A 26,444-nucleotide genomic window follows, 5' to 3' on the forward strand; every position below is an offset into this window, starting at 1 on the left:
CCCCCCCCCCCCCCCCCCCCCCCCCCCCCCCCCCCCCCCCCCCCCCCCCCCCCCCCCCCCCCCCCCCCCCCCCCCCGAGCCGAGGAGTGGCGATGATCTTCAACGAAACCTGCGACAGCCTGCCGGAAATCCCCCCCGCGCGGCGCATGGCTTTCCTGGAAGGCCCCGCCACGGCGGCGGCGCATGCGGCGGCGCTGGACTCCCTGCCTGCCTTCCGCACCCTGGAAGTTTCCCCGCCCCCCGCCCCGCCCCCGCCGCCCGGCCCGCTGCGCATCGCCGCCTGGAACCTGGAGCGCGGCCTCTTCCCGCAGGACAGCGCCGCCCTGCTGCGGCGGGAGGGCGTGGCGCTCACCTTTCTGACCGAGGCGGATTGCGGCTGCCACCGCACCGGCCAGCGCCACGTCACCCGCGTGATGGCGGAGGCGCTGGGCCAGGGCCACGCCTATGGCGCCGAATTCCTGGAACTGGCCGCCATGCCCGCGCCGCTCCCCTTCCCGGAGAACCCACCGGGGAACAGGCTGGGCTTCCACGGCAATGGCCTGCTGAGCGCCCTGCCCTTCCGCGCCGCCTGGCTGATCCGCCTGCCGCAGGAGGCGGATTGGTTCATCGCCCCGCGCGGCGGGCAAAGGCGCATCGGGGCGCGCATGGCGGTGGCGGCGCTGTTCGAATGGGCCGGGGTGGAGTTCCTCGGCTGCTCCATCCACCTGGAGAGCGATACCGATTTCGCCGGGCGCGCCCGCCAGATGGCGGCGCTGCTGGACGCGCTGGACCTTCTGGCGGAGGGCCGGCCGGTGGTGGCGGGGGGCGACCTCAACACCCGCGTCGCCCCCGGCGGGCTGGACGACCCGCGCGAAGCCCTGTTCGAGGAAGCCAGGCGCCGGGGCTATGACTGGGCGGGCGGCAACACCGCCACCGCCAGCACCCGCGCCAGCCTGTGGAACAAGGGCAGCAAGGTGGGCACCCAGCAGCTGGACTGGCTCTTCGCGCGCGGCTGCACCCTCTCCGCGCCGCGCATGACGCCCGCCCTGGGGCCGGATGGCACGCCGCTCAGCGATCATGAGATGATCAGTGCGACGTTAAGTTTTTGAAGAAGGGTTCTTTTTTGGAAAAAAGAACCAAAAAACTTTTTCAGTTCAGCGTCCCGCTTTGCCGGGAGACGGCGGCAGCCTGGAAAAAATCTTTTTGCTTCTTTTTCTTCAGAAAAAGAAGATTATCTCCAATAAATCAATCGCTCTCACCCCGCACCGGCGTCAGCGGCGCCGGCCGGGCATAGAGGCCGCCGACGGCCTGGGCCTCCAGCCAGGCGCGGTCGCGCTGGCGGATATAGCGCTCGGTGGCTTCGGCCTCCTCGCGCGGCAGGCCGAGGGCCAGCAGCGCCTCCCGCCCCAGCCGGAAGGCGGATTCGAGGGTCTCGCGCACCGGGTTGTCCACCCCGCGCGCCATCAGCCCCAGAGCGTGACGGCGGTCGAAGGCGCGCACCAGGAAGGGGATCTCGGGGAAGGCTTCCTGCATCACGGCCACGATGCGGTCCGTCACCTCCGGCCGGTCGGTGCAGATGACGACGAGGCGCATCCGCCCGACACCCGCCGCCCGCAGCACGTCGAGCCGCGTGCCGTCGCCATAATAGACGCGGGCGCCGAAGCGGCCGGCCTCCTCGATGCGGTGGACGTCATTGTCGAGCAGCGTCAGCGCATAGCCCTGGCGCAGCAGGAACTGGGACACCTGCTGGCCGAAGCGGCCGAAACCCACCACCAGCACGCTGCCGCGCGCATCGGAATAGTCTTCCTCCGGCATGGGGCGGCCGCAGCGGCGCAGGATGACGGGGGCAAGGCGCAGCAGCGGCGGCGTCACCGCCATGGAGAGGGTGACGAGCGCCACGAGCAGGCTCGCCAATGCGGGCTGCATCACCCCGGCGGCGGCGGCGGTGGCATAGAGGACGAAGCCGAATTCCCCACCCTGGGACAGCAGCATGCCGGCGCGCAGCGCGGTGGCCGGCGGGTGGCGGAAGGCGCGGGAGAGGGCATAGGTGGCCAGCCCCTTCAGCAGCACCAGCGCCAGCACCCCGGCCAGCAGCAGCCCCGCCTGGGCCCAGACCACGCCGAGATCGACGCTCATCCCCACCGAGAGGAAGAAAAGCCCGAGCAGCAGGCCACGGAAGGGCTCGATATCCGCTTCCAGCTCATGCCGGTAATTGGATTCGGCGAGCAGCAGCCCGGCCAGGAAGGCGCCCATGGCCATGGACAGCCCGGCCAGGGCCATCACCCCGGCGGCGCCCAGCACCACCAGCAGGGCGGCGGCGGTCATGATCTCGCGCGCGCCGGAGCGGGCGAGCAGGGCGAAGAAGGGGTTCAGCAGATAGCGCCCGGCCAGCACCACGGCGGCGATGGCGCCCGCCGCCAGCAGCGCCTCCGCCCAGGCCGGCTGCCCGCCCGCCGAAGGCAGGGGCGAGAGGAAGGCCACCAGCGCCAGCAGCGGCACGATCGCCAGGTCCTGCAACAGCAGGATGGCGAAGGCGGTGCGGCCATGCGGGGTCTCGGTCTCGCCGCGCTCCTCCAGCAGTTGCATGACGAGGGCGGTGGAGGAGAGGGCCAGCCCCAGCCCGGCCACCAGCGCGGCGCCCCAGCCATGGCCGAGGGCGCGCGGCAGCAGGGCGAGCAGCGCGCCACAGCCCAGCACCTGCGCCGTGCCCAGGCCGAAGATATCCCGCCGCAGCGCCCAGAGCCGCCCGAGATTCAGCTCCAGCCCGATGATGAAAAGCAGCAGGACAATGCCGAGTTCGGCGATGCTGGCGACGCGCGCGGGATCGCCGAGCAGGCCGAGGCCCCAGGGGCCGATGGCGATACCCCCGGCGATGTAGCCCAGCACCGAGCCCAGCCCCAGGCGCTTCGCCAGCGGCACGGCGATGACGGCGGTGGCCAGGAAGATCATGGGTTGCAGGATCGGGGTCAGGTGGCTGGCCTCGGCCATGCGGATCTCCTGGGATGGGGAAGGCGGGTGGTCAGGCGGCGGAAAAGGCGCCGCCGTGCAGCAGCGGGGCGTGCGGGCTGGCATCGAGGGCCAGGGCCATCTCCACATCCTGCGGGAAGCCCCGTCCGGTCAACTCCTGGCCGGAGCGGCAGCCCCGCAGCAGGGCGGGCAGGCGGTCGCGGGCAGCGCGGAAAGCCTCCCGCGCCAGCGCCGCCTCGGCGGTGGCCGGGCGCGCCTCGCCCAGGTGGTGCAGGATGGCGCCGGCGCCCAGCCAGTCCTCGATGGCGGGGCGGTGGCGGCCATCGGGCCAGTGCTCCCCGGCGGGGATGAGGGCGATGGCCCCCATCCCGGCCAGGGCCTGGGCGGCGCGGGCCACGGCGGCGGCATTGCGCAGGCAGCCGGCCAGGACGGGGCGCCCCAGGGCCGCGGCGGTGGCGGAAAGCCGCGCCCCGTTGGGCGAGGGCAGCAGCAGCCGCGCCCCCGCCGGCAGGCCGAGCAGGCTGGGCGGGGAGAGGCTGAACCCGCCCTCCCCGCGCCGCCCGGCCAGAAGAGCGCCGGCGGCCTCCGCCGCCCGCCGGGCCGTGCCAGGGTCGCCGCTGGCGAAGGGGATGACGCTGCCCCCCCGCCCCAGCGCCGCATCCACGGCGGTGCAGAAGGACAGCACATCCACGATGACAAACACCGCCGCCGCCTCCCGCAGCGCCTCCAGCCCGGCGATCCCCCATTCGCAGAGGCTTTCGGCACAGGGGGGAGAGGCGGGCATGGGGCTGTCCTTTTGGGGCGGAGCGTCAGAGAACCTGGAAAAGTCTTGAGAGGGGCTTCGCCCCTCTCAAACTCTCCCCACCAAAGGCCTGAGGCCTTTGGAAACCCATTTGTTGGCGCCTCCCCCCCGAAGGCAGGGGCGGGGGGGGGGAAGGCCCGCTTAAGCCAGCGCCCTCAGTCCCCGAGCGTTTCCAGCAGCTCGCAGAGGGTGGCGCAGCGCGGCGCCAGTTCCGGCCACAGGATATGCTCGAACTCCGCATGCGCCCCGGCACCGGAGCAGCCCAGCCCGTCCAGCGTCGGCACGCCGAGCGCCGCGGTGAAATTGCCGTCCGAGCCGCCGCCGCGGTGCTGCTTCGGCAGGTCGTAGCCGATGCGCGCCGCGATCTCCCGCGCCCGGGCATAGAGGGCGAGGTTGCCCGGCCCCTCCTCCATCGGCGGGCGGTTCATGCCGCCGGTGATGGTAACGGTGGTGCCCTCCGGCTGCGGCCCGGCCAGGGCGAGGATGGCGGCCGCGATGCGCGCGCCATCCTCGGCGGTGGCGACGCGGAAATCCACCTCGCACCCCGCCTCGTTGGGGATGACATTGGGCCGCGTGCCGCCCCAGATGGGGGCGCAGTTGGTGGTGGTGCCGCCCGGCAGGTCCACCATCGCGTGGATCTGCGTGATCAGCCGCGCCAGGGTGACGATGGCGCTGGCGCCCTCCTGCCAGTTGCCGCCGGCATGGGCGCTCCGCCCCGTCACCTTCACCACGAAGCGGCCGACGCCCTTGCGCGCGGTGACGCAGCATTTCTGCGGCCCGCCCGCCGGCTCGGGGATCAGCACCGCGCAGGCGCCCGCCGCCTCGCGCTCGATCAGCGCGCGGCTGGAGGGGCTGCCCACCTCCTCATCCGAGGTCAGCAGCAGGGTGATGGGCGCGCGGGTGGCCACCTTCTGCCGCAGGATCTCCCGCACGGAGTGGAAGGCGAAGAAGCTGCCCGCCTTCATGTCGTAGATGCCGGGGCCATAGGCCTTCTCGCCCTCCAGGCGGAAGGGGATGGTGTTGGCCAGGGTGCCGTGGTCCCACACCGTGTCCAGGTGGCCGGCCACCAGCACGGGGCGCCCCTGCCCCGGCGTGCGCGCCACCAGGTGGTCGCCGAAGCCATCACGGCCCGGGATGCGCTCCAGCACGGCGCCGACGGCGCGCAACTCCGCCTCGGCCTTGTCCACCAGGCCATTGATGGCCCGGGGGTCGGTGGTGGGGGTCTCGTGCTCCACCCAGCTGCGGAGTTCTTCCAGCAGGCGCTCGCTGGTGCCGAGTTGCGTGACGGGCATGGGGGCAGGTCCTTCAGGTTGCCAGGGGCCACAGGGCTCAGGGGCAGAAGGGCGCGGTTTGTCGCGCCGCGCGCGGCGCTTGTCCATCGGCCAGGGCGCGGCTAAGCGGTTGGGGTGGGCGCCGGCCGCTTTCCGGCCGGGCCATGATCCCGGGGTGACGACGGCCATGAAGCGTGTCTGTGTGTTCTGCGGTTCCAACCCCGGCACCAACCCCGCCTATGCCGAGGCGGCGCGGGAACTCGGGCGCCTGATCGCGGCGCGCGGGCTCGGGCTGGTCTATGGCGGCGGGCATGTCGGGCTGATGGGCATCGTCGCCGATGCCGCCATGCGCGCGGGGGCCGAGGTCATCGGCATCATCCCCGAGACGCTGATGCGGCGCGAGGTCGGCCACGGCGCCATCACCGAGCTGCGCGTGGTCGCCACCATGCATGAGCGCAAGGCGATGATGGCCGATCTCTCGGATGGCTTCGTCGTGCTGCCCGGCGGCATCGGCACGCTGGAGGAGGCGATCGAGGCCTTCACCTGGACCCAGCTCGGCATCCACGACAAGGGCCTGGCCTTCCTCGACACCGAGGCCTACTGGCAGCGCCTGGGCGGGGTGCTGGACCACATGGTGGCCGAGGGCTTTCTCCACGCGAAGCACCGCGCCATGGTCGCCTTCTCCGCCACGCCGGAGGCGGCGCTGGACGCGCTCGCCGGCTTCACCCCGGTGGCGGTGGAGAAGTGGGCGCAGAAGGACGCGCGGTGAACAGCCAGGGGCAGGCGGCCACCATGCTCGTCACCGATTGGCGCGCCGCCCCGGCGGCGGCGCGCGGCGCCACCCTGGCGCTGGGCAATTTCGACGGGGTGCATCTCGGCCACCGCGCCGTGCTGCGCGCCGCCCATGCCGCGCGGCCTGAGCTGAAGCTCGCCGCCCTCACCTTCGAGCCGCACCCGCGCGAGCATTTCCGCCCGGAGGACCCGCCCTTCCGCCTGACGCCCGCCGCCTCGAAGGCGGCGGCGCTGCAGGCGGCGGGGGTGGAGATCGTCTTCGCCCTGCCCTTTGACGCCGCCTTCGCCGCCATGCCGGCCGAGGATTTCGTCCAGGAGGTGCTGCATGGCGCGCTCGGCGCGCGGCATTTGGCCTGCGGGGCGGATTTCGCCTTCGGCCACCGGCGGGGCGGGGATGTCGCCTTCCTCGCCGGGCGGGCGGAGGCGCTGGGCATCGGCCTGACCATCGTGCCGCCGGTGGTGGATGAGGCGGGCCCCATCTCCTCCTCCCGCATCCGGCGGGTGCTGCAGGATGGCTACCCGGAGCGCGCGGCGCAGAAGCTCGGCCGCCCCTGGGAGATCCGCGGCCCGGTCAGCCATGGCGACAAGCGCGGCCGCACCATCGGCTTCCCCACCGCCAATGTGCCGCTGGGCCGCCATCTGGAGCCGGCGCGCGGCGTCTATGCCATCCGCGCCACCCTGGCCGGCGGGCAGCAGGTGCCGGGCGTCGCCAATATCGGGCCGCGCCCCACCGTGGGCGGCACCGAGAGCCGCGTGGAGGCGCATCTCTTCGACTTCAGCGGCGATCTCTACGGGCAGGAGATCAGCATCGCGCTGCTCCACTTCCTGCGGCCCGAGCGGAAATTCTCCGGGCTGCCGGAACTGGTGGCGCAGATCGCGCGCGATGCGGCGGAGGCAAAGAAAATTTTACATATTTAAGAATCTTCTTTTTCTAAAGAAAAAGAAGCTTTCTTTCAGGCTGCCGCCGTCTCCCGGCGCAGCGGAACGCTAAACGGAAAAAAGTTTTTTGGTTCTTTTTTCCAAAAAAGAACGTTCTTTTTTAAATCCAGGCCCCGCGCCGCAGCGACCGCGCGAGGCTGCCCCCCGAAACCATCGGGATTTCCATGGTCACCGAGGGATCGGCGCGCATGGCGTCCAGCCCGGCCATGTGGACGATGCCCACCGGGTTATAGGGGGTGTAGAATTCCACCAGGGTGCGGCCATCATCGCTGGCGCGCCAGGGGCCCATGTAGTTGCAGGTTTCCGGGCAGAGCTCGACGGGAAGGCCGTCCATATAGGCGGCGAGGCCGATGGCGAGCTGGTCCACGGTGAAGACCCGGCCACGGCGGAGAGTCACGGCCATGTGGCGCCGCATCGCATCCCAATGGGGCGCGTTGCGCGCCAGGGTGAAGCAGCCGGCATTCAGCGTCGGCTTCGCCCCCAGCCGCCGGCACACGGCGAGCGGCAGCCCGGCATTGCGCCCGTTCTTGTAGAGGATGGAGCGCACGCGGGCGAGGCCGAGCGCCACGCTCAGCCACTGCACCGACATGGTGTTCTGCGCATAGCGCGAGGTCTGCGAGACGATGGCCAGCCGCCCGCGCTCCGCCGCGCCGAACATGCCGGAGAGGGGGGCCATGTCCTGCACCCAGGCATCGGCATCGATCCAGGTGAGGAGGTCGGCCTCCGGGTGGTAGCGGTCGAGGAAGGCGCGCGCGACGGAAAGCTTGTCCGAGGGCCGCTCATGCCGCCGCTCCGCCTCGGGGAATTCCCAGCCGGTCTGGAGGATGCGCGCGCCATAGCGGCGGGCCAGGTGCTCGCCCTGCTCGCGCGTCAGCCCGGTATCGATGACGGAAAGGCCCAGGGCCGCGCCCGCGGCCTGGTCTCGGATGGAGGCGGCCAGGTCCTCCAGCAGCGGGAAATACCGCGCATCCCCGCCCGTGACGATGACATGCCGTGCCATCCGAACCGCTCCACGCCCATCCGCCGCAAGAGCTCGCATTACCGTGAAGACCGGTTCCTGCCTAGGGAGCGCAACCCGGGCCGGCCGCGGCGGAGGATCGCGGGGCGGAAGCGGCGCAGCAGAAGCGGCGGGGCGGCGGATGGCTTCCCTTGACCCGCCTCGCGCCGGGCCGCAAAAACCCCGCCATGTCCGGGATGCTCCTCCGCGCAGGGACGCCGCTGGCGGCGGCGCGAATTAGCTGCCCGGTCCTCTGAACCGACCAGAGGGCCGGGACCGTCTTCTCGTGCTCCGCTTTCGAACAAGCCCGCCCCGCCGGCGGCATGGACCCTTCCGATGACCGACGCCCCCCAGGACACCCCGCAGGACGCCCCCCAGGACACCCCCCTGGCCCGCGATTACCGCGGCACCGTCTTCCTGCCGCAGACCTCCTTCCCGATGAAGGGCGACCTGCCCAAGCGCGAACCCGGCTGGCTGGAGCGCTGGGAGAAGATCGGCCTGTGGCAGCGCCTGCGCGCCCAGTCCGGAAGCCGAGAAAAATTCGTCCTGCATGACGGCCCGCCCTATGCCAATGGCGCGCTGCATATCGGCCACGCCCTGAACAAGGTGCTGAAGGACGTCATCAACCGCGCCGCCCAGATGGATGGCCGGGATGCCGAGTATATCCCCGGCTGGGACTGCCACGGCCTGCCGATCGAGTGGAAGGTCGAGGAAGAGTACCGCGCCAAGGGCAAGGACAAGGACAAGGTCCCCGTCCTGGAATTCCGCGCCGAGTGCCGCGCCTATGCCACCCACTGGCTGGACGTGCAGCGCGAGGAGTTCAAGCGCCTCGGCGTCGCCGGCGACTGGGCGGGGCGCTACGCCACCATGGACTTCCCCTCAGAGGCCGCGATCGCCGCCGAGATCGGCAAGTTCCTGATGAACGGTTCTCTCTACCGCGGCCTGCGCCCGGTGATGTGGAGCCCGGTGGAGAAGACCGCGCTGGCGGAGGCCGAGGTCGAGTATCACGACCATAAGTCGGCCATCCTCTACACCGGCTTCCCGCTGCTGAAGGCGCCGGCCAACCCCTCGGGCGATCTGGTGGGCGCGCTGGCCGTCATCTGGACGACGACGCCCTGGACCATCCCGGCCAACCGCGCCATGGCCTATGGGGCGGAGATCGACTACGCCCTGGTCGAGGTGGAGGGCGTGGCCGAGGGCGCCCTGGCCCGGCCCGGCCAGCGCCTGATCGTGGCCGAGGCGCTGCTCGGCGCCTTCGCCAAAGAGGCGGGGCTGGCCAGCTTCCGCGTCGCCCGCATCTTCAAGGGCACGGAGCTGGAGGGGGCGCTGGCCGCCCACCCGCTGCGCGCCTGGGAGAAGGCGGAGGGCGGCTACCAGTTCGAGGTCCCGCTGCTGGCCGGCGACTATGTGACGACCGAGGCCGGCACCGGCCTCGTCCACATCGCCCCGGCGCATGGCGAGGAGGATTTCCAGCTCGCCCGCGCGCATGGCGTGGCCGTGCCGGAATGCGTGGGCGATGACGGCACCTACACGGTGCAGACGCCGGGCTTCGTCGGGCTGCATGTGTTCAAGGCGCATGAGGCGGTCTGGGCCGCGCTGGAGAGCACCGGGCTGCTGGTGGGCAAGGGCTTCATCACCCACAGCTACCCGCATTCCTGGCGCTCCAAGAAGCCGGTGATCTACCGGGCGACGCCGCAATGGTTCATCGCCATGGACGATGCCAACCAGATCCGCGCCAAGTCGCTCCAGGCCATCGCCGAGACGCATTTCGTGCCGGACCAGGGGCGCAACCGCATCGGCTCCATGGTGGCGGCGCGGCCGGACTGGTGCATCAGCCGCCAGCGCGCCTGGGGCGTGCCCATCGCCGTCTTCGTCGAGAAGAAGACGGGCGAGGTGCTGCGCGACCAGGCGGTGCTGGACCGCATCATCGCCGCCTTCGCCACGGAAGGCGCGGATGCCTGGTACCAGCCCGGCGCCGCCGCCCGCTTCCTGGGCGAGGGGCGCAACCCGGAAGACTACGAGCAGGTGATGGACATCGTCGATGTCTGGTTCGAATCCGGCTCGACCCATGCCTTCGTGCTGCGCCCGCGCGGCCTGCCGGTGCCGGCCGATCTCTACCTGGAAGGCTCGGACCAGCATCGCGGCTGGTTCCATTCCTCGCTGCTGGAGAGCGTCGGCGCCCAGGGCTTCGCCCCCTTCAAGGCCATTCTCACCCACGGCTTCGTGCTGGATGAGACTGGCCGAAAAATGTCGAAGTCGCTCGGCAACGTCACCGCGCCGCAGGAGGTGACGAAGCAGTATGGCGCCGACATCCTGCGCCTGTGGGTGATGAATTCCGACACGGCGGATGATCTGCGCATCGGCAAGAACATCCTGGCGCAGCAGGCGGAGCTCTATCGCCGCATCCGCAACACGCTGCGCTGGCTGCTCGGCAACCTCGCCGGCTTCGAGGACGGCGAGAAACTCCCGCATGCCGAGCTGCCGGAGCTGGAGCGCTGGGTGCTGCACCGCCTCGCCGAGCTGGATGCCCGGCTGCGCAAGGCGGTGAAGGATTACGACTGGAACGGCGTCTACCCCGCCATCCACAATTTCTGCGCCACGGATCTCTCCGCCTTCTATTTCGACATCCGCAAGGACAGCCTCTACTGCGATGCGCGGGACAGCCTGCGCCGCCGCGCCGCGCGCACGGTGCTGGACGCGCTGCACCGCTGCCTGACCGCCTGGCTCGCCCCGGTGATGCCCTTCACGGCGGAAGAGGCGTGGCTGGCCCGCTTCCCCTCCGAGGATGGCTCCGTCCATCTCCAGGGCTTCCCCGAGATCCCGGCGGAGTGGCGCGATGAGGCGCTGGCGGCGCGCTGGGAGGCCATCCGCGCCTATCGCCGCACCGTGACCGGCGACCTGGAGGATGAGCGCCGCCTCGGCACGCTGGGTTCCTCGCTCCAGGCGCGGGTCGAGATCGGCCTGCCGGAAGGCGACCCGGCCAACCACCTGACGGCGGAGCAGTGGGAGGAAGTCCTCATCGTCTCCCAGGTGGCGCTGACGCGGGACGCGGCGCAGAGCCAGAACACCGTCTCTGTCGCCTCCGGGCAGAAATGCGACCGCTGCTGGCGCGTGCTGGAGGAGGTCGGCGCCTCGCACGCCCACCCCAGCCTCTGCCGCCGCTGCGAGGCGGTGGTGGAAAGCGCGCCGGCATGAGCCTGAAGCTCGGCCTGCCGGTCGCCGCCGGGCTGCTGGTGGCGGACCAGGCGAGCAAATGGTGGATCCTTGAGGTGCTACGCCTGCCGGAGATCCGGCAGGTGAAGCTCCTCGACCTCGGCTTCGCCGGCTTCGACCTGACGATGGTGTGGAACCGCGGCGTCACCTTCGGGCTGCTGGCCGGGGACACGCCCACCCACCGCCTCCTGCTGGCGGCGCTGGCGCTCGCCGTCTGCGCCTTCCTGCTGCGCTGGATCGCCCGGGCGGAGAACCGCCTCACCGCCATCGCGCTGGGCGGCATCGTCGGCGGCGCGGTGGGCAATGTGATCGACCGGCTGCGCTTCGGCGGGGTGGTGGACTTCGCCGATGCCTGGGTGGGCGATTACCACTGGTACGTCTTCAACCTGGCCGATGCGGCCATTGTCCTCGGCGTCGTTGCGCTCATCGCCGATGCCTTGTTCCGTCCCCGCGCCCCCGCTAAGGAATCGCCATGAGGCAGCTTCCCTTCCGGATCCCGGCCACCCGCGCCGTGCTGATGCCGATCGCCTGCGGGCTGTTGCTCGCCGCCTGCGGCAGCGACACGTCGCGCACGCTGGGCTTCACCCGCGATGCGCCGGATGAGTTCAGCGTGGTCACCCGCGCGCCGCTCTCCCTGCCGCCGACGCTGGGCAACCTGCCGCCGCCGCGCCCCGGCGCGCAGCGCCCGCAGGAATTGCGGGGCCGCGCGGCGGGCGAGGCCGTGCTGGCCCCCGGCGCCGCCTTCGGCGTGGGTGCCACCGCCGCGCCCTCGCGCGGGGAGAACGCGCTGCTGGCCCAGGCCGGCGGCGGCGCCCCCACCGATATCCGCGCCCGCGTGGATGCGGAGAGCACCCGCCTCGACCAGCCCTCGCGCTCGGTGGTGGACCGGCTGATGTTCTGGCGCGACGCGCCGGCGCCGGGCACGCCGCTCGACGCCCAGCGCGAGGCGCAGCGCCTGCGTGAGAACGCCGCCCTCGGCCGCAGCGTGGAGGATGGCGAAACCCCCATCATCCAGCGCAAGCGGCAGGGCCTGTTCCAGGGCCTGTTCTGACCCCCGCCCTCCCCCCGGCCCCGCCCGCCGGCGCCCCCGCCCCGCCCCCGGCTGGCGCGGGGGAGACCGCGCCGGCCCCCGCCAGCCCCGCCGCAAGCCAGCCCCCTGGCCCGGTGGGCGGCCCGCCTGCCCCTATGCCTGCCCCCCCAAACCCTGAGCCGGCCCTGGGCCTGGTGGCGGAGGCGGGCGGAAAAATCGTTGCGCCCGCGCCGGAAGAGGGCGCCCCCGGCCCTGGTGAGGCCGCCATGCCCGACCTATGTGAGGACGGCATGTCCGCCATCACCCGCCGTGCGGCGCTTGGCGCCGCCGCCGCCCTCCCCGCGCTCGCCCTGCTGCCGCCCGGTGTGGCGGCACAGCCGGCGCCCGCCCCCAGCCCCCAGCCCGCCTTCACCCCGCCGCCGGGGGAAAGGCCGCTCTTCGGCGCCAGCCTCTGGACCCTGCCGAACGGGCTGACCGTGGTGCATGCCGAGAACCGGCGGGCCCCGGTGGTGGCGCATTACGTCTTCTACAGCGCCGGCGCGGGGGAGGATCCGGAGGGCAGGTCCGGCCTCGCCCATTTCCTTGAGCACATGATGTTCAAGGGCAGCCGCAACGTGCCCTCCGGCGTCTTCTCCCGCCGCGTGGCGCGGGAGGGCGGGCAGGACAATGCCTTCACCTCGCGCGATGTCACCGCCTACCACCAGCATGTGGAGGCCACGCGCCTCGCCCTGGTGGCGGGGATGGAGGCGGACCGCATGGCCACCGCCCTCTTCCCCGCCGACGAGATCGAGGCAGAGCGCCAGGTGGTGCAGGAGGAGCGCCGCCAGCGCACCGAGAGCACGCCGCGCGGCCGCTTCCGCGAGGCCTGGGACGCCGCCTTCTGGGGCCGCCAGCACTGGCGCGGCCGGCCGCTGATCGGCTGGCCGGAAGAGATCGCCGCCCTCAGCCGCGCCGACATGCTGGAATTCTACCAGCGCTACTACACCCCGGCGAATGCCACGCTGCTCGTCAGCGGCGCCATCAGCCGGGAGGAGCTGGCGAAGCTGGCGGAGCAGGATTACGGCGCCATCCAGGGCCGCCCCGCCCCGCATGACAAGGCGCGCCGCCAGCGCCCGCCGCTGCCCGCGGCGCCGTTGCAGGAGCGCCTCGTCCAGCGCGACCCGACGGTGCGCGAGGCCGCCTTCCTGCGCGGCTGGGCCGCCCCCTCCCTGCCCGCCGGCGGCGAGGCGGCGCGGCATTCCGACCCGCTGGAGGTGCTCTCCCACATCCTGGGCGGCGGCCAGGGCTCGCGGCTGCACAAGGCGCTGGTGGAGGGCGGCCTCGCCGTCTCCGCCGGCTGCGCCTATGACGGCGATGCCATCGGCACCGGCAGCCTGGAGATTTTCGTCACCCCCCGGCGGGAGACGACGACCGCCGCGCTGGAAGCCGCCGTCGCCGCCGAGGTCGCCCGCCTGCTCGACCAGGGGGTGACGGAGGCCGAGGTGGCGCGCGCCATCCGCCAGCTCACCGCCGGGACGCTGCTGGCGCTGGACGGGCTGGGCGCGGCGCCGCGCATCCTGGGCGGGGCGCTGGCCGTCGGCCTGCCGCTCGACGTGGTGGAATACTGGCCTGCCCGCATCCGCGCCGTCACCCGCGCGCAGGTGGAGGCGGCGGCGCGCTTCGTGCTCGCCCGCCCCTCGATGCTGGGCTGGCTGCTGCCGGAGGGCGCGGCATGAGCGGCAGCGGTTTCTCCCTGCCCATCCAGGTGGTGCAGGGCGGTGGCCTCACCGCCTGGCTGGCCGAGGATCATTCGGTGCCGGTGGTCAGCCTGTCCTGGTCCTGGCCCGGCGGCGCCGCGCTCGACCCGGCGGGGCAGGAGGGCGCCTCCGCCCTCGCCGCCGCGCTGATGACCGAGGGCGCCGGCGATCTCGACGCCCTGGCCTTCGCCGATGCGGCGCGGGACGAGGCGATCGGCCTCGATTTCGGCGCCGACCGGGACAGTTTCGCCGGCAGCCTGCGCGCCCTCACCCCCGCCCTGCCGCAGGCGCTGCGCCTCGCCCGGCTGGCCATGACGGCGCCGCGCTTCGCGCCCGAGGATGTGGCGCGGCTGCGGGTGCGCGCCATCACCCGCGCCCGGCAGGCGCTGGAGGGCCCGCGCGGCCGGGCGGGGCGGGCCTTCTGGTCCGCCGCCTATCCCGACCACCCGGCGGGCCGCCCCGCCGCCGGCACGGAGGAGAGCCTCGCCGCCCTCACCGCCGGGCAGATGCGTGACGCCCTGGCGCGCCACCTGCGGCGTGGCCCGGGGCTGATGGTCGCCGCCTCCGGCGCCATCACCGCCGCAGAACTCGCCGCCCTGCTGCCCGAGCTGTTCGGCGCCCTGCCCGAGGGCGCGGCGCCCGAGCCGCCGCCCCTGCCGGCCTTCCGCCCCTTCGGCACCCAGGTGGTGCCGGTGGCGGCGCCGCAATCGGCCATTCTCTTCGGCCAGGCGGGCATCGCCCTGCGGGACCCGGACTGGGAGGTGGCGCAGGTGGTGCTGCGCATCCTCTCCGGCGGCGGCTTCACCGCCCGCCTGACCCGCAGCATCCGCGAGGAGCGCGGCCTGACCTATGGCATTTCCGCCGGGCTGGACAGCCTGTTCGGCGAGAGCGTGCTGGTGGGCGGCTTCGCCACCGCCAATGCCAAGGTCGGCGAGGCGCTCTCCCTGCTGCGCGCCGAATGGAAGCGCATGGCGGAGGCCGGCCCGACGCCCGAGGAAATGGACGAGGCCGTGGCCTATATGACGGGCAGCCAGCCCTTGCAGTTCACCGACAGCCGCCGCATTGCCGCGACGCTCCTGGCCATGCAGCGCAATGGCCGCCCGCTGGACTGGCTGGCCGGGCGCCCGGCCCGCCTCGCCGCCATCACCCCGGCGCGCGCGGCGGCGCTGGCCGCGCGGCTGCTCCAGCCTGCGGCCCTGGCGGTGACGGTGGCCGGCCAGCCCGAGGGCCTCTGAAAAAAGTTTTTTGGTTCTTTTTTCCAAAAAAGAACCCCTTCCTTCCCCTCTCTTCTCTCCCCCTTCCCATGAATTTTCTCTTTCATCCCATGTCCATCTCCACCCTCGTCTTGCCTCCTGTCTTTCCCCAGGGTTGAAGGCCGCCTCCCCGCGACAACGCGGACGGGTCTCCACCCCGGCGGGGCACGCTTTCTCCTTCACCCTGACTTTTTCGTTACCTCCCCGACTCCTGTCCGGCCCGGCCCGGGGGGCTTGCCGTTTTCCGCCAGCCCACTAGCCTGCGCGACGAGAGCAGAGGGGGAATGGCATGACGGAGAGCACGCGCGAGGCTGCCTGGGCCCGGATGGAGGCCCTGGCGCGCCAGCCTGGGGCTGGCGCCATTCGCGCCCTGTTCGCCGCCGATCCGCAGCGTTTCACGCGCTTCCACCGCGAGGCCTGCGGCATCCTGCTCGACCTGTCCAAGACCTCGATCGACGATGCGGCGATGGCCGCGCTGCTCGACCTCGCCCAGGCCTGCGACGTGCTGCCGCGGCGTGACGCCATGGCGGCGGGCGAGGTGGTGAACACCACCGAGGGCCGCGCCGTGCTGCACATGGCCCTGCGCGCGCCGCGCGGCGCCGGGTACCGTGCCCGCATGGCGAGCGGCGAGACGGAGGATGCCTCCGCCTCGGTGGACGAGACGCTCTCGGCCATGAAGCGCTTCACCCGCGCCATCCATCGCGGCGAGATCCGCGGCGCGACGGGGGAGACCTTCACCGATGTGGTGAATATCGGCATCGGCGGCTCCGACCTCGGCCCCTACATGGTGGGCCGGGCGCTGTGGACGGCGCGTTCGCCCATGCGCCCGCTCTACCTCGCCAATGCCGATGCGCATAACTGGGAGGCCATCCGCCCCCGGCTGAACCCGCACCGCACCCTGGTGCTGGTGGCTTCCAAGACCTTCACCACGGCCGAGACCATGGCCAATGCGCGCATCGTGCGCGGCTGGCTGGAGCAGAATCTGGGCGAGGTCGGCGCGCGGCGGCACCTCGTGGCGCTCTCCACCAACCACGAGGCCACGGCGGCCTTCGGCGTGGCGCCGGAGCGCGTCTTCGGCTTCCATGACTGGGTGGGCGGGCGTTTCTCGCTGTGGTCGGCCATTGGCCTGTCCATCGCGCTCTCCTGCGGCTGGACGGCGTTTTCCCAGCTTCTCGCCGGCGCGCGGGCGATGGACGAGCATTTCATGACCGCCCCGCCGGAGCAGAACCTGCCCCTGCTGCTGGCGCTGACCTCCGTCTGGCACGTCAATGGCCTGGGCCTGCGCAGCCAGGCCATCCTGCCCTATGACCACCGCCTCTCGCGCTTCCCCGCCCATCTCCAGCAGCTGGAGATGGAGAGCCTGGGCAAGAGCGTGACGCTGGATGGCAGCCCGGTGGCGCGCGAGACGGGGCCGGTGATCTTCGGCGAGCCGGGCACCAACGCGCAGCATTCCTTCATGCAGCTGCTGCACCAGGGCACCACCCCGGTGCCGGCGGATTTCGTGCTGGTGGCCAACCCGGACCACCCCTTCGCCGAGAATCACCGCCTGCTGCTCTCCAACGGCCTGGCCCAGGCGGAGGCGCTGCTGCGCGGCCGCACCCCGGCGGAGGTGGAGGCCGAGATGCGCGCCGCCGGCCTGCCCGATGCGGAGATCGCCCGGCTGCTGCCGCACCGCCTCTTCCCCGGCGACCGGCCGAGCACCACGCTGCTGCTCGACAAGCTCGACCCCTTCTCGCTCGGCGCGCTGGTCGCGCTCTACGAGCACAAGGTGTTCTGCCTCGGCGCGCTGTGGGATATCGATGCCTTCGACCAGTGGGGCGTGGAACTCGGCAAGCAGCTCGCCAAGTCGATCCTGCCGGAGCTGGACCCGGCCGGCACGCCGGGGGCGCATGACCCCTCGACCGGCGGGCTGATCGCGCGCCTCCGCGACCTCCAGGCGGCGGCGGCGGAGTAAGAGGCACTTTCTGGGCCTTGAGAGGGGCTTCGCCCCTCTCTGCCCCTGCGCGGCAGTGCCGCGCAGCCACCAAAGGCCTGAGGCCTTTGGCAACCCCTCTGTCAGATTCCCCGGCGCCGCCCCACATCAGGCTGCATCTTCCCCCTCCGGCGCGCTAGAGGAGCCGCATGGACCGCATCCGCCTGCTTTCCTCCACCACCGCCGACCGCATCGCCGCCGGCGAGGTGGTGGAACGCCCCGCCGCCGCGGTGAAGGAACTGGTCGAGAACGCGCTCGATGCCGGGGCCACCCGCATCGCCGTGGCGCTGGAGGGGGGCGGCACCACGCGCATCCTCGTCGAGGATGACGGCCAGGGCATGAGCCCGGCCGACCTCGCCCTCTGCGTCGAGCGGCATGCCACCTCCAAGCTGCCGGAGGAAGAGACCCTCTTCCGCATCGCGACCCTGGGCTTCCGGGGGGAGGCCCTGCCCTCCATCGGCGCCGTGGCGCGGCTGACCCTCACCAGCCGCACCGCGGGCGGGGAGGCGCACAGCATCGCCGTCGAGGGCGGGCTGAAGGGCGAGATCCGCCCCGCCTCCGGCGCCCCCGGCACGCGGGTGGAGGTGCGGGACCTCTTCTTCGCCACCCCGGCGCGGCGGAAATTCCTGAAGTCCCCGGCCACCGAGGCCGGGCACGCGGTGGAGGCGGTGCGCCGCCTGGCGCTGGCCTGGCCCGAGGTCGCCTTCCAGGTGGAGGTGGAGGGGCGCATCGTCCTCAACCTCGCCCCGGCGGAGCGGGCCACGCGCCTCGGCGCCCTGCTCGGGCCGGATTTCGCCCGCGCCGCCGTGCCGGTGGCCGGCGCCTGGAGCGACCTCACCCTGGATGGCCTCGCCGCCCTGCCCACCCTGACCCGCGCCACGGCGGCGGACCAGCACCTCGTCGTCAACCGCCGCCCGGTGCGGGACCCGCTGCTGCGCGCCGCCCTGCGCGTCGCCTATCGCGACCTGATCGCGCCGGGGCGGCACCCGGTGGCCGCGCTGTTCATCGACCTGCCGCCGGATCTGGTGGATGTGAATGTCCACCCGATGAAGACGGAGCTGCGCTTCCGCGATGCCAATGCGGTGCGGGGCGCGCTGATCTCGGCGCTGCGCCGGGGGCTGGCGGTGGGCGCCGCCGACTCCCCCACCGCCGCCCCGGGCCTGCCGGGGGAGGAAGCGGTGGCCTCGTCCGGCTGGTCGCCCGGCGGGTCATCCGGCGGGTCATCCGGCGGGTCATCCGGCGGGTCATCCGCCTGGGCGCGGGGCTGGGCCCCGCCCGCGCCCAGCCTGCACCCCACGGCGCCCGGTGGCGGGGAAGAGGAGGACGGGGCACAGGATCTCGTGGCCGGCCAGGGCCTGCCGGGCCAAAGCCCCCGCGCCGGCTTCGCCGAAGCCCTGCCGCCGCTGACGCCGCCCCTGACATCCCCCCGCCTGCATGGCTTCTCCTGGCAGCCCGGCCTGCGCCTGCCCACGCCGCCGCCCCGCCCGGCCAACCCCGCCCCCGCGCCCCTGCCGGAGATGGGGGAGGAAGGCCCGCTCGGGCGGCCCGTCGCCCAGCTTCTGGAGACCTATATCCTGGCCGAGGCGCCGGATGGCGCCCTGGTGCTGGTGGACCAGCACGCGGCGCATGAACGCCTCACCCATGAGGCGCTGAAGGCGCAGTATCTGGATGGTGAGGTGCGGCGGCAGGCGCTGCTCATCCCCGCCGTGGTCGAGCTTCCCGCCACCGATGCCGCCCGGCTGCTGGAGGCCGCCCCCACCCTGGCCCGGCTCGGGCTGGAAATCGAGGATTTCGGCGCCGGCACCCTGCTGGTGCGCGCCCTGCCCGCCCTGCTCGGCAACCCGGACCCGGCGCCGCTGCTGCGCGACCTCTGCGCCGAACTGGCGGAATGGGAGGAAACCACGGCGCTGGAGCGCCGCCTGGATGCCGCCATCGCCCGGCTGGCCTGCCACGGCTCGATCCGCGCCGGGCGGCGGCTGAACCCGGCGGAGATGAGCGCCCTGCTGCGCCAGATGGAGGCCACGCCACGCGCCGCCACCTGCTCCCACGGGCGGCCCACCTGGCTGCGCATGGGCAAGGCCGAACTGGAAAAACTGTTCGGGCGGCGCTGAAAGCTGGGCTCATGCTCTTGAGAGGGGCTTCGCCCCTCTCAAACTCTCCCCACCAAAGGCCTGAGGCCTTTGGAAACCCATTTGTTTAAATTTTCAAACTGAAGGCGGGTGCAGGGGACCCTGTCCCCTGCTGGGGGTGAGGGGGCAAAGCCCCCTCAGATCCCTCGTTTTCAGCGCAGCGTGGCGCCCGTCGCCTTGGTGACGGCGGCGACGATCCTGGCGCCCACCGCCTCGATCTCGGCATCCGTCAGGCTCGCCTCGCGCGGCTGCAGCGTCACCTCCAGGGCCAGGGAGACCTTGCCCTCCGGCAGCTTCTCACCGGCATAGCGGTCGAACAGCGCCACATCGACGATCAGCGCCCGCTCGGCGCCGCGCGCGGCGCGCAGCAGCGACTCCGCCGCCACCCCCGCATCCACCAGGAAGGCGAAGTCGCGCTTCAGCGGCTGGAAGGCAGGCAGGTCGGGCACCGCCTTCTTCTTGCGCTTCGGCTCCGGGATGGCGTCCAGGAACACCTCGAAGGCCACGGCGGCGCCGGGCAGGCCCAGCTCCTCCCGCAGCTTCGGGTGGATCTCGCCGAAGCGCGCCAGCACCGTCTTCGGCCCCTGCCGCACCACGCCGGAGCGGCCGGGATGGTAGAAGCCCGGCGCGTCCGTGGTGACGGACAGCGCCGCCATCGGCACGCCCAGCGCCGCCAGCACCGCCAGCGCATCGCCCTTGGCGTCCATCGCATCCACCGCGCGGGCAGGCTCGGCCCAGTGGCGCGGCGTCTCGCCCACGCGCAGGCCGGCGGCCACCGCCTGCTGCCCGGCGGGGGTGATGTCCGTATAGGCGGCGCCCAGCTCGCTCAGCGCCACATCCGGATAGCCGCGCGCCACATTGCGCGCCGCCGCCTGGAGCAGGCTGGCCACCGGCGTCGGCCGCATCTGGTCGAGATCAGCGGCGATCGGGTTCTCCAGCCGCAGCGCCGCCGGGGTCTCGCCGAACTTCGCCGCCACCCGGCTGTCCAGGAAGCCGAAGGAAACACAGTCCAGCATGCCGCGCGCCGCCATCACCCGGCGGGCCAGCACGGCGCGGGACTGCTTCGCCGAGAGCGCCGGGCGCGGCACCGGCGAGGCGACCGGCAGCGAGACCGGCGCGATGCGGTCCAGCCCGGGGATGCGCAGCACCTCCTCCAGCAGGTCGCATTCCGGCTCGATGGCGGCGCAGCCCTCGGCGGCGGCGGCGGCGCGGGCGGGGTCCATCCCCGGCTGCTGCGCCAGCGCGCCCTGCCCGGCGATGTCGTTGCGCCAGGAGGGGACGGAGACCGTCACCCCCTCGGCATCGCGCGCCACCACGCCGAAGCCCAGGCGCTCCAGGATGGCCACCGCCTCCTCCGCGCCGAGGTCGCTGCCGCCCAGCCCGGCGATGCGCCCGAAGCGCAGCCGCGCCTCACGCCGCCAGGCGGGCTCGGCCCCGGCCTCGGTCACCGTGGAAGGCTCGCCGCCGCAGATCTCCAGCACCATCGCCGTGGCCGCGTCCAGCGCGGCGGGCAGCAGCGCCGGGTCGATGCCGCGCTCGAAGCGGGCGCGGGCGTCGGAGCGCAGCTCATGCCGCCGGCCGGAGAGCGCGATCCGCACCGGGTCGAACAGCGCGCATTCGATGAACACCTCCGTGGTGCCCTCATCCGAGCCGGAATGCTCGCCGCCCATGATGCCGGCCAGCGACTCGACGGCCGCCGCATCGGCGATCACCAGATCCTCCGGCGTGACGGCGACCTCCTTGCCGTTCAGCGCCAGGAAGCTTTCGCCCTCGCGCCCACGGCGGAGGAACAGGGAGGAACCCGTCACCTTGGCCACGTCGAAGACATGCAGCGGGCGGCCGAGGTCGAAGGTGAAGAAGTTGGTGATGTCCACCAGCGCATTGATCGGGCGCAGGCCGATGGAGACCAGCCGGTCCTGCAGCCACTTGGGCGAGGGGCCGTTCTTCACCCCGCGCACCGCCCGGCCCAGCACCCAGGGGCAGGCGGCCGCATCCTCCAGCACCCAGGCGAGCGGGGCGGGATAGACACCCTCGATCCGCGCCGGGGCGAAGGGCTTCAGCGTACCGAGGCCCGCCGCCGCCAGGTCGCGCGCGATGCCGCGGATGGACAGCGCATCGCCCCGGTTCGGCGTGACGGAGATTTCCACGACAGGGTCGTCCAGCCCGGCCCAGGCGGCATAGGGCATGCCCACCGGCGCATCGGCCGGCAGGTCGATGATGCCCTCATGATCGTCGCCCAGGCCCAACTCGCGCGAGGAGCACATCATGCCCTCGCTCTTCACGCCGCGGATCTCGCCGACCTTCAGCGTGATGCCGGTGCCGGGGACATAGGCGCCGGGCAGGCCGAGCACGGCCTTCATGCCGGTGCGCGCATTGGGCGCGCCGCAGACGACGGAGCGGATCACCCCATCCCCCACATCCACCTTGCAGGCGCGCAGGCGGTCGGCATTCGGGTGCTGCACCGCCTCGATCACATGGGCGATGCGGAAGGGCGCGAGCGCCGCGCCGCGATCCTCCACCCCCTCGACCTCCAGGCCGATGGTGTTGAGGGTGGCGGTGATCTGCTCCAGCGTCGCATCCGTCTCCAGATGCTGCTTCAGCCAGCTGACAGAGAACTTCATCGCTCAGACCCCTTCGGCCAGGGTGGCGGGAGAGAGGACGGGGGCGCCGTAATGGCGCAGCCAGCGGACATCGCTCTCATAGAAGGGGCGCAGATCGGGGATGCCGTGCTTCAGCATGGTGATGCGCTCGATGCCCATGCCGAAGGCGAAGCCCTGCCACTCGCGCGGGTCGATGCCGCAATTGGCCAGCACCTTGGGGTGGACCATGCCGCTGCCCAGGATCTCCAGCCAGTCGCCGCCCTTGCCCAACTCCCCGGTCTTGCGGTTCCAGCCGATATCGACCTCCATGGAGGGCTCGGTGAAGGGGAAGTAGGAGGAGCGGAAGCGCACCGGCAGGTCGCTGATGCCGAAGAAAGCCCGCAGGAAGTCGATCAGGCAGCCCTTCAGGTGACTGAGAGAAATATTGCGGTCGATCACCAGCCCTTCCACCTGATGGAACATCGGGCTGTGCGTCGCGTCATGGTCGGCGCGGTAGGTGCGGCCGGGGACGATGACGCGGATCGGCGGCGCCTCGCCCAGCATGGTGCGGATCTGCACCGGGCTGGTGTGGGTGCGCAGCACCGGGCGGCGGCCATCCGGGCCGGCGGGCAGGTAGAAGGTGTCGTGGTCCTGCCGGGCGGGGTGGTGGTCGGGGATGTTCAGCGCGCCGAAATTGTACCAGTCGCCCTCCACATCCGGCCCCTCGGCCAGGGAGAAGCCCATGGCGCCGAAGATCGCCACGATCTCCTCGATGGTGCGGGCGATGGGGTGGATGGCGCCCTGCTCCGGCCCGGCGGGCGGGAAGGGGCGCGGCGGCAGGGTCACGTCCAGCCGCTCGGCGGCCAGGCGGGCCTCCAGCGCGGCGGCGTCGAGCGCCACGCGGCGCGCCTCGATGGCGGCTTCCAGCGCGGTCTTCAGCCGGTTGAGCGCGGCGCCGCGCTCCTTGCGCTGCTCGGCGGGCACGCCGCCCAGCCCCTTCAGCAGCGCGGTGAGCTGGCCGTTCTTGCCCAGAACGCCCACCCGCACCGCATCCAGCGCGCGCAGATCGGCGGCGGCGGCCAGCGCGGCCTCGGTCTCCGCCTGCAGGGTGGCGAGGTCATCCGTCATCGGTTCGTCCCGTCCGTGGCAGGTCGCATCGGTGGCCCGATACGAAAAAAGCCGCCGGACGCCCCGGAAGCCCGGGGCGGCGGCGGCTTGCTCTATCCGTCATCCCCCCGGTTCGCACCAGGGGGGAGCGGACATTACGCCTCGGCCGAAGCCGGCAGCGCCGCCTTGGCCTTCTCGACCAGGGCGCCAAAGGCGGTCGCGTCCTCGAAGGCGATCGCGGCCAGCACCTTGCGGTCCAGCTCGATATTCGCCGCCTTCAGGCCGGCGATGAACTTCGAGTAGGTCAGCCCATGCTCGCGGACGGCCGCGTTGATGCGCTGGATCCACAGGCCGCGGAACTCGCGCTTCTTAACGCGGCGGTCGCGGTAGGCATACTGCAGGGCCTTCTCGACGCGCTCGAGCGCGGGACGATAAGCCTTGGAAGAACGGCCCACATAGCCCTTGGCGAGCTTCAGGACCTTCTTGTGGCGGGCATGGGCGGCAACGCCGCGCTTAACACGAGCCATGGTTCAGTTCCTCTGACTTACCGGGCCGAACCGTACGGCATCCACTGCTTCACCGTGTCACCATCCTGCTTGTCCAGCACGAAGGTGCCGCGGTTCTGCCGCTTCATCTTGTTGGTCTTGGCGGTCAGCATGTGGCGCTTGTTGCCCACGCCAGCCTTCACCTTGCCGGTGGCGGTAAGCCGGAAGCGCTTCTTGACGCTCGACTTGGTCTTCATCTTGGGCATTTCGGTCTCCTGGTCATCGAGGTCCCCGCCATTCGCATGGCGGGCACGAAACCGCGGCCGGGCATGCCCTACAGGCCCGGACGCGCGGGAAGGAGCGCGCCTATAGCGGGAGTCATGCCGCGACGGCAAGGAGAAAGCAGGGCAGCCCTGCCGGGCGCTGTCTGAAGGCGGGTGCAGGGGACCCTGTCGCCTGCCCAAGGGAAAGAAAGGGGGGGAGTTTGAGGGGGCAAGGCCTCCTCTTTCTGGGGGAGGCGCTGCCTCCCCCAGCCCCCCTCCGCCGGGGGGACAGGGTCCCCCCGGACCCCGCCGTCAGTCTCCCCCTTCATTTGGCGGGCGTGAGGAGGCATATCCCTGGGCATGATCCCGTTCCGGAAGATGCACGGGCTGGGCAATGACTTCGTCATCGTCGATGCCCGCCCCGCCCCGCTGCCCCTCACCCCCACCCGGATCGCCGCCCTGGCGGACCGCAACCGGGGCATCGGCTGCGACCAGTTCATCACGCTGGAACCGCCCGGCGAGGGCGCCGATGTCTTCATGCGCATCCACAACCCCGATGGCAGCGAGGCCGGCGCCTGCGGCAACGCCACGCGCTGCGTCGCCTGGCTGCTGATGGCCGAGACGGGACGGGACCGCATCGTGGTCCGCACCATCCGTGGCGACCTGCCCTGCGAAAAGCTGGCGGATGGCACCATCCGCGCCGATATGGGGCCGCCCCTGCTCGGCTGGCAGGAGGTGCCGCTCTCCGGCCCGATGGACACCGCCCACCTGCCGATGGATCTCGGCCCGGTGAAGGACCCCGCCGCCTGCTCCATGGGCAACCCGCACGCCACCTTCTTCGTCGAGGATCTGGACGCGCTGGACTGGAAGGCCCTCGGCCCGGTGGCGGAACACCACCCGCTGCTGCCGCAGCGCGCCAATATCGGCTTCGCCCAGGTGCTGGCGCCGGACCATATCCGCCTCGGCATCTGGGAACGCGGCGCCGGCCCCACCCTGGCCTGCGGCTCCGGCGCCTGCGCCACGCTGGTCAACACCCACCGCCGGGGCCTGACCGGCCGCCGCGCCCGCATCGACCTGCCCGGCGGCACACTGGACATGGAATGGCGCGTCGCCGACAACCACGTGCTGATGGCCGGGCCCGTCGCCACCGCCTTCCTCGGCCAGTTCGACCCCGAGGCCTGGCCGGCATGAGCGCCACGCGGCAGGTCCCGCCCCCCCTGCCGCAGGACGCCCCGCCGGCACCGGAGGCCGGCCCCGCCCTCCCGGCGGGCGGGCGGCTCGATGACGGGCCGGTGCGGGTGCTGAGCTTCGGCTGCCGCCTCAACACCTATGAGAGCGCGGTGATGCGCGACCTCGCGCTGCGCGCCGGGCACCGCGAGACCATCCTGGTCAATACCTGCGCCGTCACCGCCGAGGCGGAGCACCAGGCCCGCCAGGCCATCCGCCGCGCCCGGCGGGAGAGCCCGGCGGCGCGCATCATCGTCACCGGCTGCGCGGCGCAGATCGCGCCGGAGCGCTGGGCGGCACTGCCCGGCGTGGCGCGCGTGCTCGGCAATGCCGACAAGCTGCGCCCCGAGGCGTGGGACGCCGCCGCCTGGGCCCCCGGCACCGCCGCCCCCCCCATCCGCGACATCATGGCCGAACGCGGCGTGGCGCCGGCGCAGCCCGTCACCGAATTCGCCGGGCGGGCGCGCGCCTTCGTCCAGGTGCAGCAGGGCTGCGACCACCGCTGCACCTTCTGCGTCATTCCCTATGGGCGGGGGCCGTCGCGCTCCGTCCCGGCCGGGGCGGTGGTGCAGCAGGTGCGCGCCCTGGCCGCCGCCGGCTATCGCGAGGTGGTGCTGACCGGCGTCGATATCACCAGCTATGGCGGCGACCTGCCGGGGCGGCCCCGGCTCGGGCAGCTGGCGCGGCGGCTGCTGGCGCTGGTGCCGGAATTGCCGCGGCTGCGCCTCTCCTCCCTCGACCCGGAGGAGATCGACGAGGATCTGTGGCGCCTGCTGGCCGAGGAACCCCGGCTGATGCCGCATCTGCACCTCTCCGTGCAGCACGGGGCGGACCTGATCCTGAAGCGGATGAAGCGCCGCCACAGCCGGGCCGGGGCGCTGGCCTGCGCCCGCCGCGCCCGCGCCCTGCGCCCGGAGGTGGCGCTGGGGGCGGACCTGATCGCCGGCTTCCCGACCGAGACGGAGGCGCAGTTCCAGGACACCCTGGATCTGGTGGAGGAGGCGGGGCTCCACTTCCTGCACGTCTTCCCCTATTCGGAGCGTCCCGGCACGCCGGCGGCGCGCATGCCGCAACTGCCGCCGCCCCTGCGCCGCGCGCGGGCGGCGCGCCTGCGCGAGGCCGGCGCCGCCGCCGCCCTTCGCTTCTACGAGTCCCGCCTGGGGCTGGAGGAAACCGTGCTGCTCGAACGCCCCGACCGAGGCCATAGCGAACATTTCTGCCCCGTCCGGCTGGAGGGGGTCACGGGCGAGCGCGGCCGCCTGCTGCGCCTGCGCGTGACGGGTGCCAGCCCCGCCGGTCTGGTGGCCGCCCCCCTGGCGCCCCCCCTGGCGCCCACCCCCATGGCGGCGGAGGGCTGACGCCATGGCGCTGCGCGACCTCTGGGCGAAGCTGACCGGCCGCGAGAAGCCGGCCGAGACCCCCGCCCCCGAAGCCCCCCTGCCCGCCCCGCCGGAGACGCCGCCCGCCCCCCTGCCTTCCCCGGCGGCGGCGGCGATGAGCGCCCCCGCCCCGGCCGAGACGCGCAGCCCCGCCCCCGCGCCGTCGCCCGCCCCGGAGACTCCGCCGGAGTCTCCACCGGTGCCGCAGCCCGAGACGGTGGCGCCGCCGGAGACACGGTCCGATGCCGCCCCGCCCGTGGCGCCCGCGCCGGAGCCCCCGCCCGAGGCGCCGCCGCGCGCAGAGGCGCCCGCGCGCCCCGCCTC

General features: G+C 72.7%; 20 protein-coding genes and 1 pseudogene. 13 read left to right on the forward strand and 8 right to left on the reverse strand.

The window, feature by feature from the left end:
• The first annotated feature begins 92 nt into the window (after positions 1-92).
• Entirely contained in the window at positions 93-1,088 is a 996-nt protein-coding gene (locus NON00_RS19495) for an endonuclease/exonuclease/phosphatase family protein (RefSeq protein ID WP_256024393.1), read from the forward strand.
• Positions 1,089-1,224: 136 nt separating this feature from the next.
• Here the strand turns inward: NON00_RS19495 and NON00_RS19500 are convergent, their stop codons facing one another.
• From NON00_RS19500 to NON00_RS19510, 3 genes are all read right to left on the reverse strand, one after another.
• Positions 1,225-2,967 (reverse strand): monovalent cation:proton antiporter-2 (CPA2) family protein, encoded by a 1,743-nt coding sequence (locus NON00_RS19500; RefSeq protein WP_256024374.1) that lies wholly within the window; start codon positions 2,965-2,967, stop codon positions 1,225-1,227.
• 31 nt (positions 2,968-2,998) lie between these two features.
• Positions 2,999-3,730 (reverse strand): 2-phosphosulfolactate phosphatase, encoded by a 732-nt coding sequence (locus tag NON00_RS19505; protein WP_256024375.1) that lies wholly within the window; start codon positions 3,728-3,730, stop codon positions 2,999-3,001.
• A gap of 173 nt (positions 3,731-3,903) precedes the next feature.
• Entirely contained in the window at positions 3,904-5,040 is a 1,137-nt protein-coding gene (locus tag NON00_RS19510) for a M20 family metallopeptidase (protein WP_256024376.1), read from the reverse strand.
• A gap of 166 nt (positions 5,041-5,206) precedes the next feature.
• Here NON00_RS19510 and NON00_RS19515 point away from each other — a divergent pair, with 166 nt between their 5' ends.
• Both NON00_RS19515 and NON00_RS19520 read left to right on the forward strand, forming a co-directional pair.
• Positions 5,207-5,788, forward strand: coding sequence for a TIGR00730 family Rossman fold protein (locus NON00_RS19515; protein WP_256024377.1), 582 nt, complete (start codon positions 5,207-5,209; stop codon positions 5,786-5,788).
• 23 nt (positions 5,789-5,811) lie between these two features.
• Positions 5,812-6,729, forward strand: coding sequence for a bifunctional riboflavin kinase/FAD synthetase (locus NON00_RS19520; protein ID WP_256024394.1), 918 nt, complete (start codon positions 5,812-5,814; stop codon positions 6,727-6,729).
• A gap of 121 nt (positions 6,730-6,850) precedes the next feature.
• Here the strand turns inward: NON00_RS19520 and NON00_RS19525 are convergent, their stop codons facing one another.
• Positions 6,851-7,750 carry a glycosyl transferase gene (locus NON00_RS19525; protein WP_256024379.1) on the reverse strand — a complete coding sequence of 300 codons (900 nt, stop codon included), beginning with the start codon at positions 7,748-7,750 and terminating at the stop codon, positions 6,851-6,853.
• Positions 7,751-8,083: 333 nt separating this feature from the next.
• On the opposite strand from NON00_RS19525, the gene ileS reads away from it, so the two are divergent.
• The 7 genes from ileS (at position 8,084) to mutL (ending at position 19,062) form a co-directional block, all read left to right on the forward strand.
• Positions 8,084-10,942 carry an isoleucine--tRNA ligase gene (ileS, locus tag NON00_RS19530; protein ID WP_370688742.1) on the forward strand — a complete coding sequence of 953 codons (2,859 nt, stop codon included), beginning with the start codon at positions 8,084-8,086 and terminating at the stop codon, positions 10,940-10,942.
• The gene (gene lspA / locus NON00_RS19535) at positions 10,939-11,436 is read left to right on the forward strand and encodes a signal peptidase II (RefSeq protein ID WP_256024380.1); all 498 of its coding nucleotides are present in this window, start codon (positions 10,939-10,941) and stop codon (positions 11,434-11,436) included. Before ileS ends, lspA begins: the two co-directional genes overlap by 4 nt.
• Positions 11,433-12,011: a DUF3035 domain-containing protein gene (locus NON00_RS19540; RefSeq protein WP_256024381.1), complete on the forward strand. Its 579-nt coding sequence runs from the start codon at positions 11,433-11,435 to the stop codon at positions 12,009-12,011. The genes lspA and NON00_RS19540 overlap by 4 nt, the downstream gene beginning before the upstream one ends.
• A gap of 245 nt (positions 12,012-12,256) precedes the next feature.
• Entirely contained in the window at positions 12,257-13,705 is a 1,449-nt protein-coding gene (locus NON00_RS19545) for a pitrilysin family protein (RefSeq protein WP_256024382.1), read from the forward strand.
• Entirely contained in the window at positions 13,702-14,961 is a 1,260-nt protein-coding gene (locus NON00_RS19550; protein ID WP_256024383.1) for a pitrilysin family protein, read from the forward strand. The genes NON00_RS19545 and NON00_RS19550 overlap by 4 nt, the downstream gene beginning before the upstream one ends.
• A 307-nt stretch (positions 14,962-15,268) precedes the next feature.
• Positions 15,269-16,933, forward strand: a complete 1,665-nt coding sequence (gene pgi / locus NON00_RS19555; RefSeq protein WP_256024384.1) for a glucose-6-phosphate isomerase — start codon at positions 15,269-15,271, stop codon at positions 16,931-16,933.
• 167 nt (positions 16,934-17,100) lie between these two features.
• Entirely contained in the window at positions 17,101-19,062 is a 1,962-nt protein-coding gene (gene mutL / locus NON00_RS19560) for a DNA mismatch repair endonuclease MutL (protein WP_256024385.1), read from the forward strand.
• A 170-nt stretch (positions 19,063-19,232) separates the two neighbouring features.
• Here mutL and pheT read toward each other — a convergent pair whose 3' ends face one another.
• From pheT to rpmI, 4 genes are all read right to left on the reverse strand, one after another.
• Positions 19,233-21,701, reverse strand: coding sequence for a phenylalanine--tRNA ligase subunit beta (pheT, locus tag NON00_RS19565; protein WP_256024386.1), 2,469 nt, complete (start codon positions 21,699-21,701; stop codon positions 19,233-19,235).
• Between the two features lie 3 nt (positions 21,702-21,704).
• The gene (gene pheS / locus NON00_RS19570; RefSeq protein WP_256024387.1) at positions 21,705-22,787 is read right to left on the reverse strand and encodes a phenylalanine--tRNA ligase subunit alpha; all 1,083 of its coding nucleotides are present in this window, start codon (positions 22,785-22,787) and stop codon (positions 21,705-21,707) included.
• A 134-nt stretch (positions 22,788-22,921) separates the two neighbouring features.
• On the reverse strand, positions 22,922-23,293 hold the full coding sequence (gene rplT, locus NON00_RS19575) for a 50S ribosomal protein L20 (RefSeq protein WP_256024389.1): 372 nt from the start codon (positions 23,291-23,293) through the stop codon (positions 22,922-22,924).
• A gap of 17 nt (positions 23,294-23,310) precedes the next feature.
• Entirely contained in the window at positions 23,311-23,517 is a 207-nt protein-coding gene (gene rpmI / locus NON00_RS19580) for a 50S ribosomal protein L35 (RefSeq protein ID WP_256024390.1), read from the reverse strand.
• 357 nt (positions 23,518-23,874) lie between these two features.
• Between rpmI and dapF the strand changes: the two genes are divergently transcribed.
• From dapF to NON00_RS19595, 3 genes and pseudogenes are all read left to right on the forward strand, one after another.
• On the forward strand, positions 23,875-24,705 hold the full coding sequence (gene dapF, locus NON00_RS19585; RefSeq protein WP_256024391.1) for a diaminopimelate epimerase: 831 nt from the start codon (positions 23,875-23,877) through the stop codon (positions 24,703-24,705).
• Positions 24,702-26,099: a tRNA (N(6)-L-threonylcarbamoyladenosine(37)-C(2))-methylthiotransferase MtaB gene (gene mtaB / locus NON00_RS19590; protein ID WP_256024392.1), complete on the forward strand. Its 1,398-nt coding sequence runs from the start codon at positions 24,702-24,704 to the stop codon at positions 26,097-26,099. The genes dapF and mtaB overlap by 4 nt, the downstream gene beginning before the upstream one ends.
• A 4-nt stretch (positions 26,100-26,103) precedes the next feature.
• Positions 26,104-26,444, forward strand: a pseudogene (locus tag NON00_RS19595) (autotransporter outer membrane beta-barrel domain-containing protein); the annotation flags it as partial.

The sequence above is a fragment of the Roseomonas sp. GC11 genome, assembly GCF_024437745.1.
GTDB lineage: Bacteria > Pseudomonadota > Alphaproteobacteria > Acetobacterales > Acetobacteraceae > Pseudoroseomonas.

Bases quoted from the DNA above. Each gene is read 5' to 3' on its own strand.
- NON00_RS19495 (WP_256024393.1), top strand. From the start codon at position 93: ATGATCTTCAACGAAACCTGCGACAGCCTGCCGGAAATCCCCCCCGCG.
- NON00_RS19500 (WP_256024374.1), bottom strand. From the start codon at position 2,967: ATGGCCGAGGCCAGCCACCTGACCCCGATCCTGCAACCCATGATCTTC.
- NON00_RS19505 (WP_256024375.1), bottom strand. From the start codon at position 3,730: ATGCCCGCCTCTCCCCCCTGTGCCGAAAGCCTCTGCGAATGGGGGATC.
- NON00_RS19510 (WP_256024376.1), bottom strand. From the start codon at position 5,040: ATGCCCGTCACGCAACTCGGCACCAGCGAGCGCCTGCTGGAAGAACTC.
- NON00_RS19515 (WP_256024377.1), top strand. From the start codon at position 5,207: ATGAAGCGTGTCTGTGTGTTCTGCGGTTCCAACCCCGGCACCAACCCC.
- NON00_RS19520 (WP_256024394.1), top strand. From the start codon at position 5,812: ATGCTCGTCACCGATTGGCGCGCCGCCCCGGCGGCGGCGCGCGGCGCC.
- NON00_RS19525 (WP_256024379.1), bottom strand. From the start codon at position 7,750: ATGGCACGGCATGTCATCGTCACGGGCGGGGATGCGCGGTATTTCCCG.
- ileS (WP_370688742.1), top strand. From the start codon at position 8,084: ATGACCGACGCCCCCCAGGACACCCCGCAGGACGCCCCCCAGGACACC.
- lspA (WP_256024380.1), top strand. From the start codon at position 10,939: ATGAGCCTGAAGCTCGGCCTGCCGGTCGCCGCCGGGCTGCTGGTGGCG.
- NON00_RS19540 (WP_256024381.1), top strand. From the start codon at position 11,433: ATGAGGCAGCTTCCCTTCCGGATCCCGGCCACCCGCGCCGTGCTGATG.
- NON00_RS19545 (WP_256024382.1), top strand. From the start codon at position 12,257: ATGCCCGACCTATGTGAGGACGGCATGTCCGCCATCACCCGCCGTGCG.
- NON00_RS19550 (WP_256024383.1), top strand. From the start codon at position 13,702: ATGAGCGGCAGCGGTTTCTCCCTGCCCATCCAGGTGGTGCAGGGCGGT.
- pgi (WP_256024384.1), top strand. From the start codon at position 15,269: ATGACGGAGAGCACGCGCGAGGCTGCCTGGGCCCGGATGGAGGCCCTG.
- mutL (WP_256024385.1), top strand. From the start codon at position 17,101: ATGGACCGCATCCGCCTGCTTTCCTCCACCACCGCCGACCGCATCGCC.
- pheT (WP_256024386.1), bottom strand. From the start codon at position 21,701: ATGAAGTTCTCTGTCAGCTGGCTGAAGCAGCATCTGGAGACGGATGCG.
- pheS (WP_256024387.1), bottom strand. From the start codon at position 22,787: ATGACGGATGACCTCGCCACCCTGCAGGCGGAGACCGAGGCCGCGCTG.
- rplT (WP_256024389.1), bottom strand. From the start codon at position 23,293: ATGGCTCGTGTTAAGCGCGGCGTTGCCGCCCATGCCCGCCACAAGAAG.
- rpmI (WP_256024390.1), bottom strand. From the start codon at position 23,517: ATGCCCAAGATGAAGACCAAGTCGAGCGTCAAGAAGCGCTTCCGGCTT.
- dapF (WP_256024391.1), top strand. From the start codon at position 23,875: ATGATCCCGTTCCGGAAGATGCACGGGCTGGGCAATGACTTCGTCATC.
- mtaB (WP_256024392.1), top strand. From the start codon at position 24,702: ATGAGCGCCACGCGGCAGGTCCCGCCCCCCCTGCCGCAGGACGCCCCG.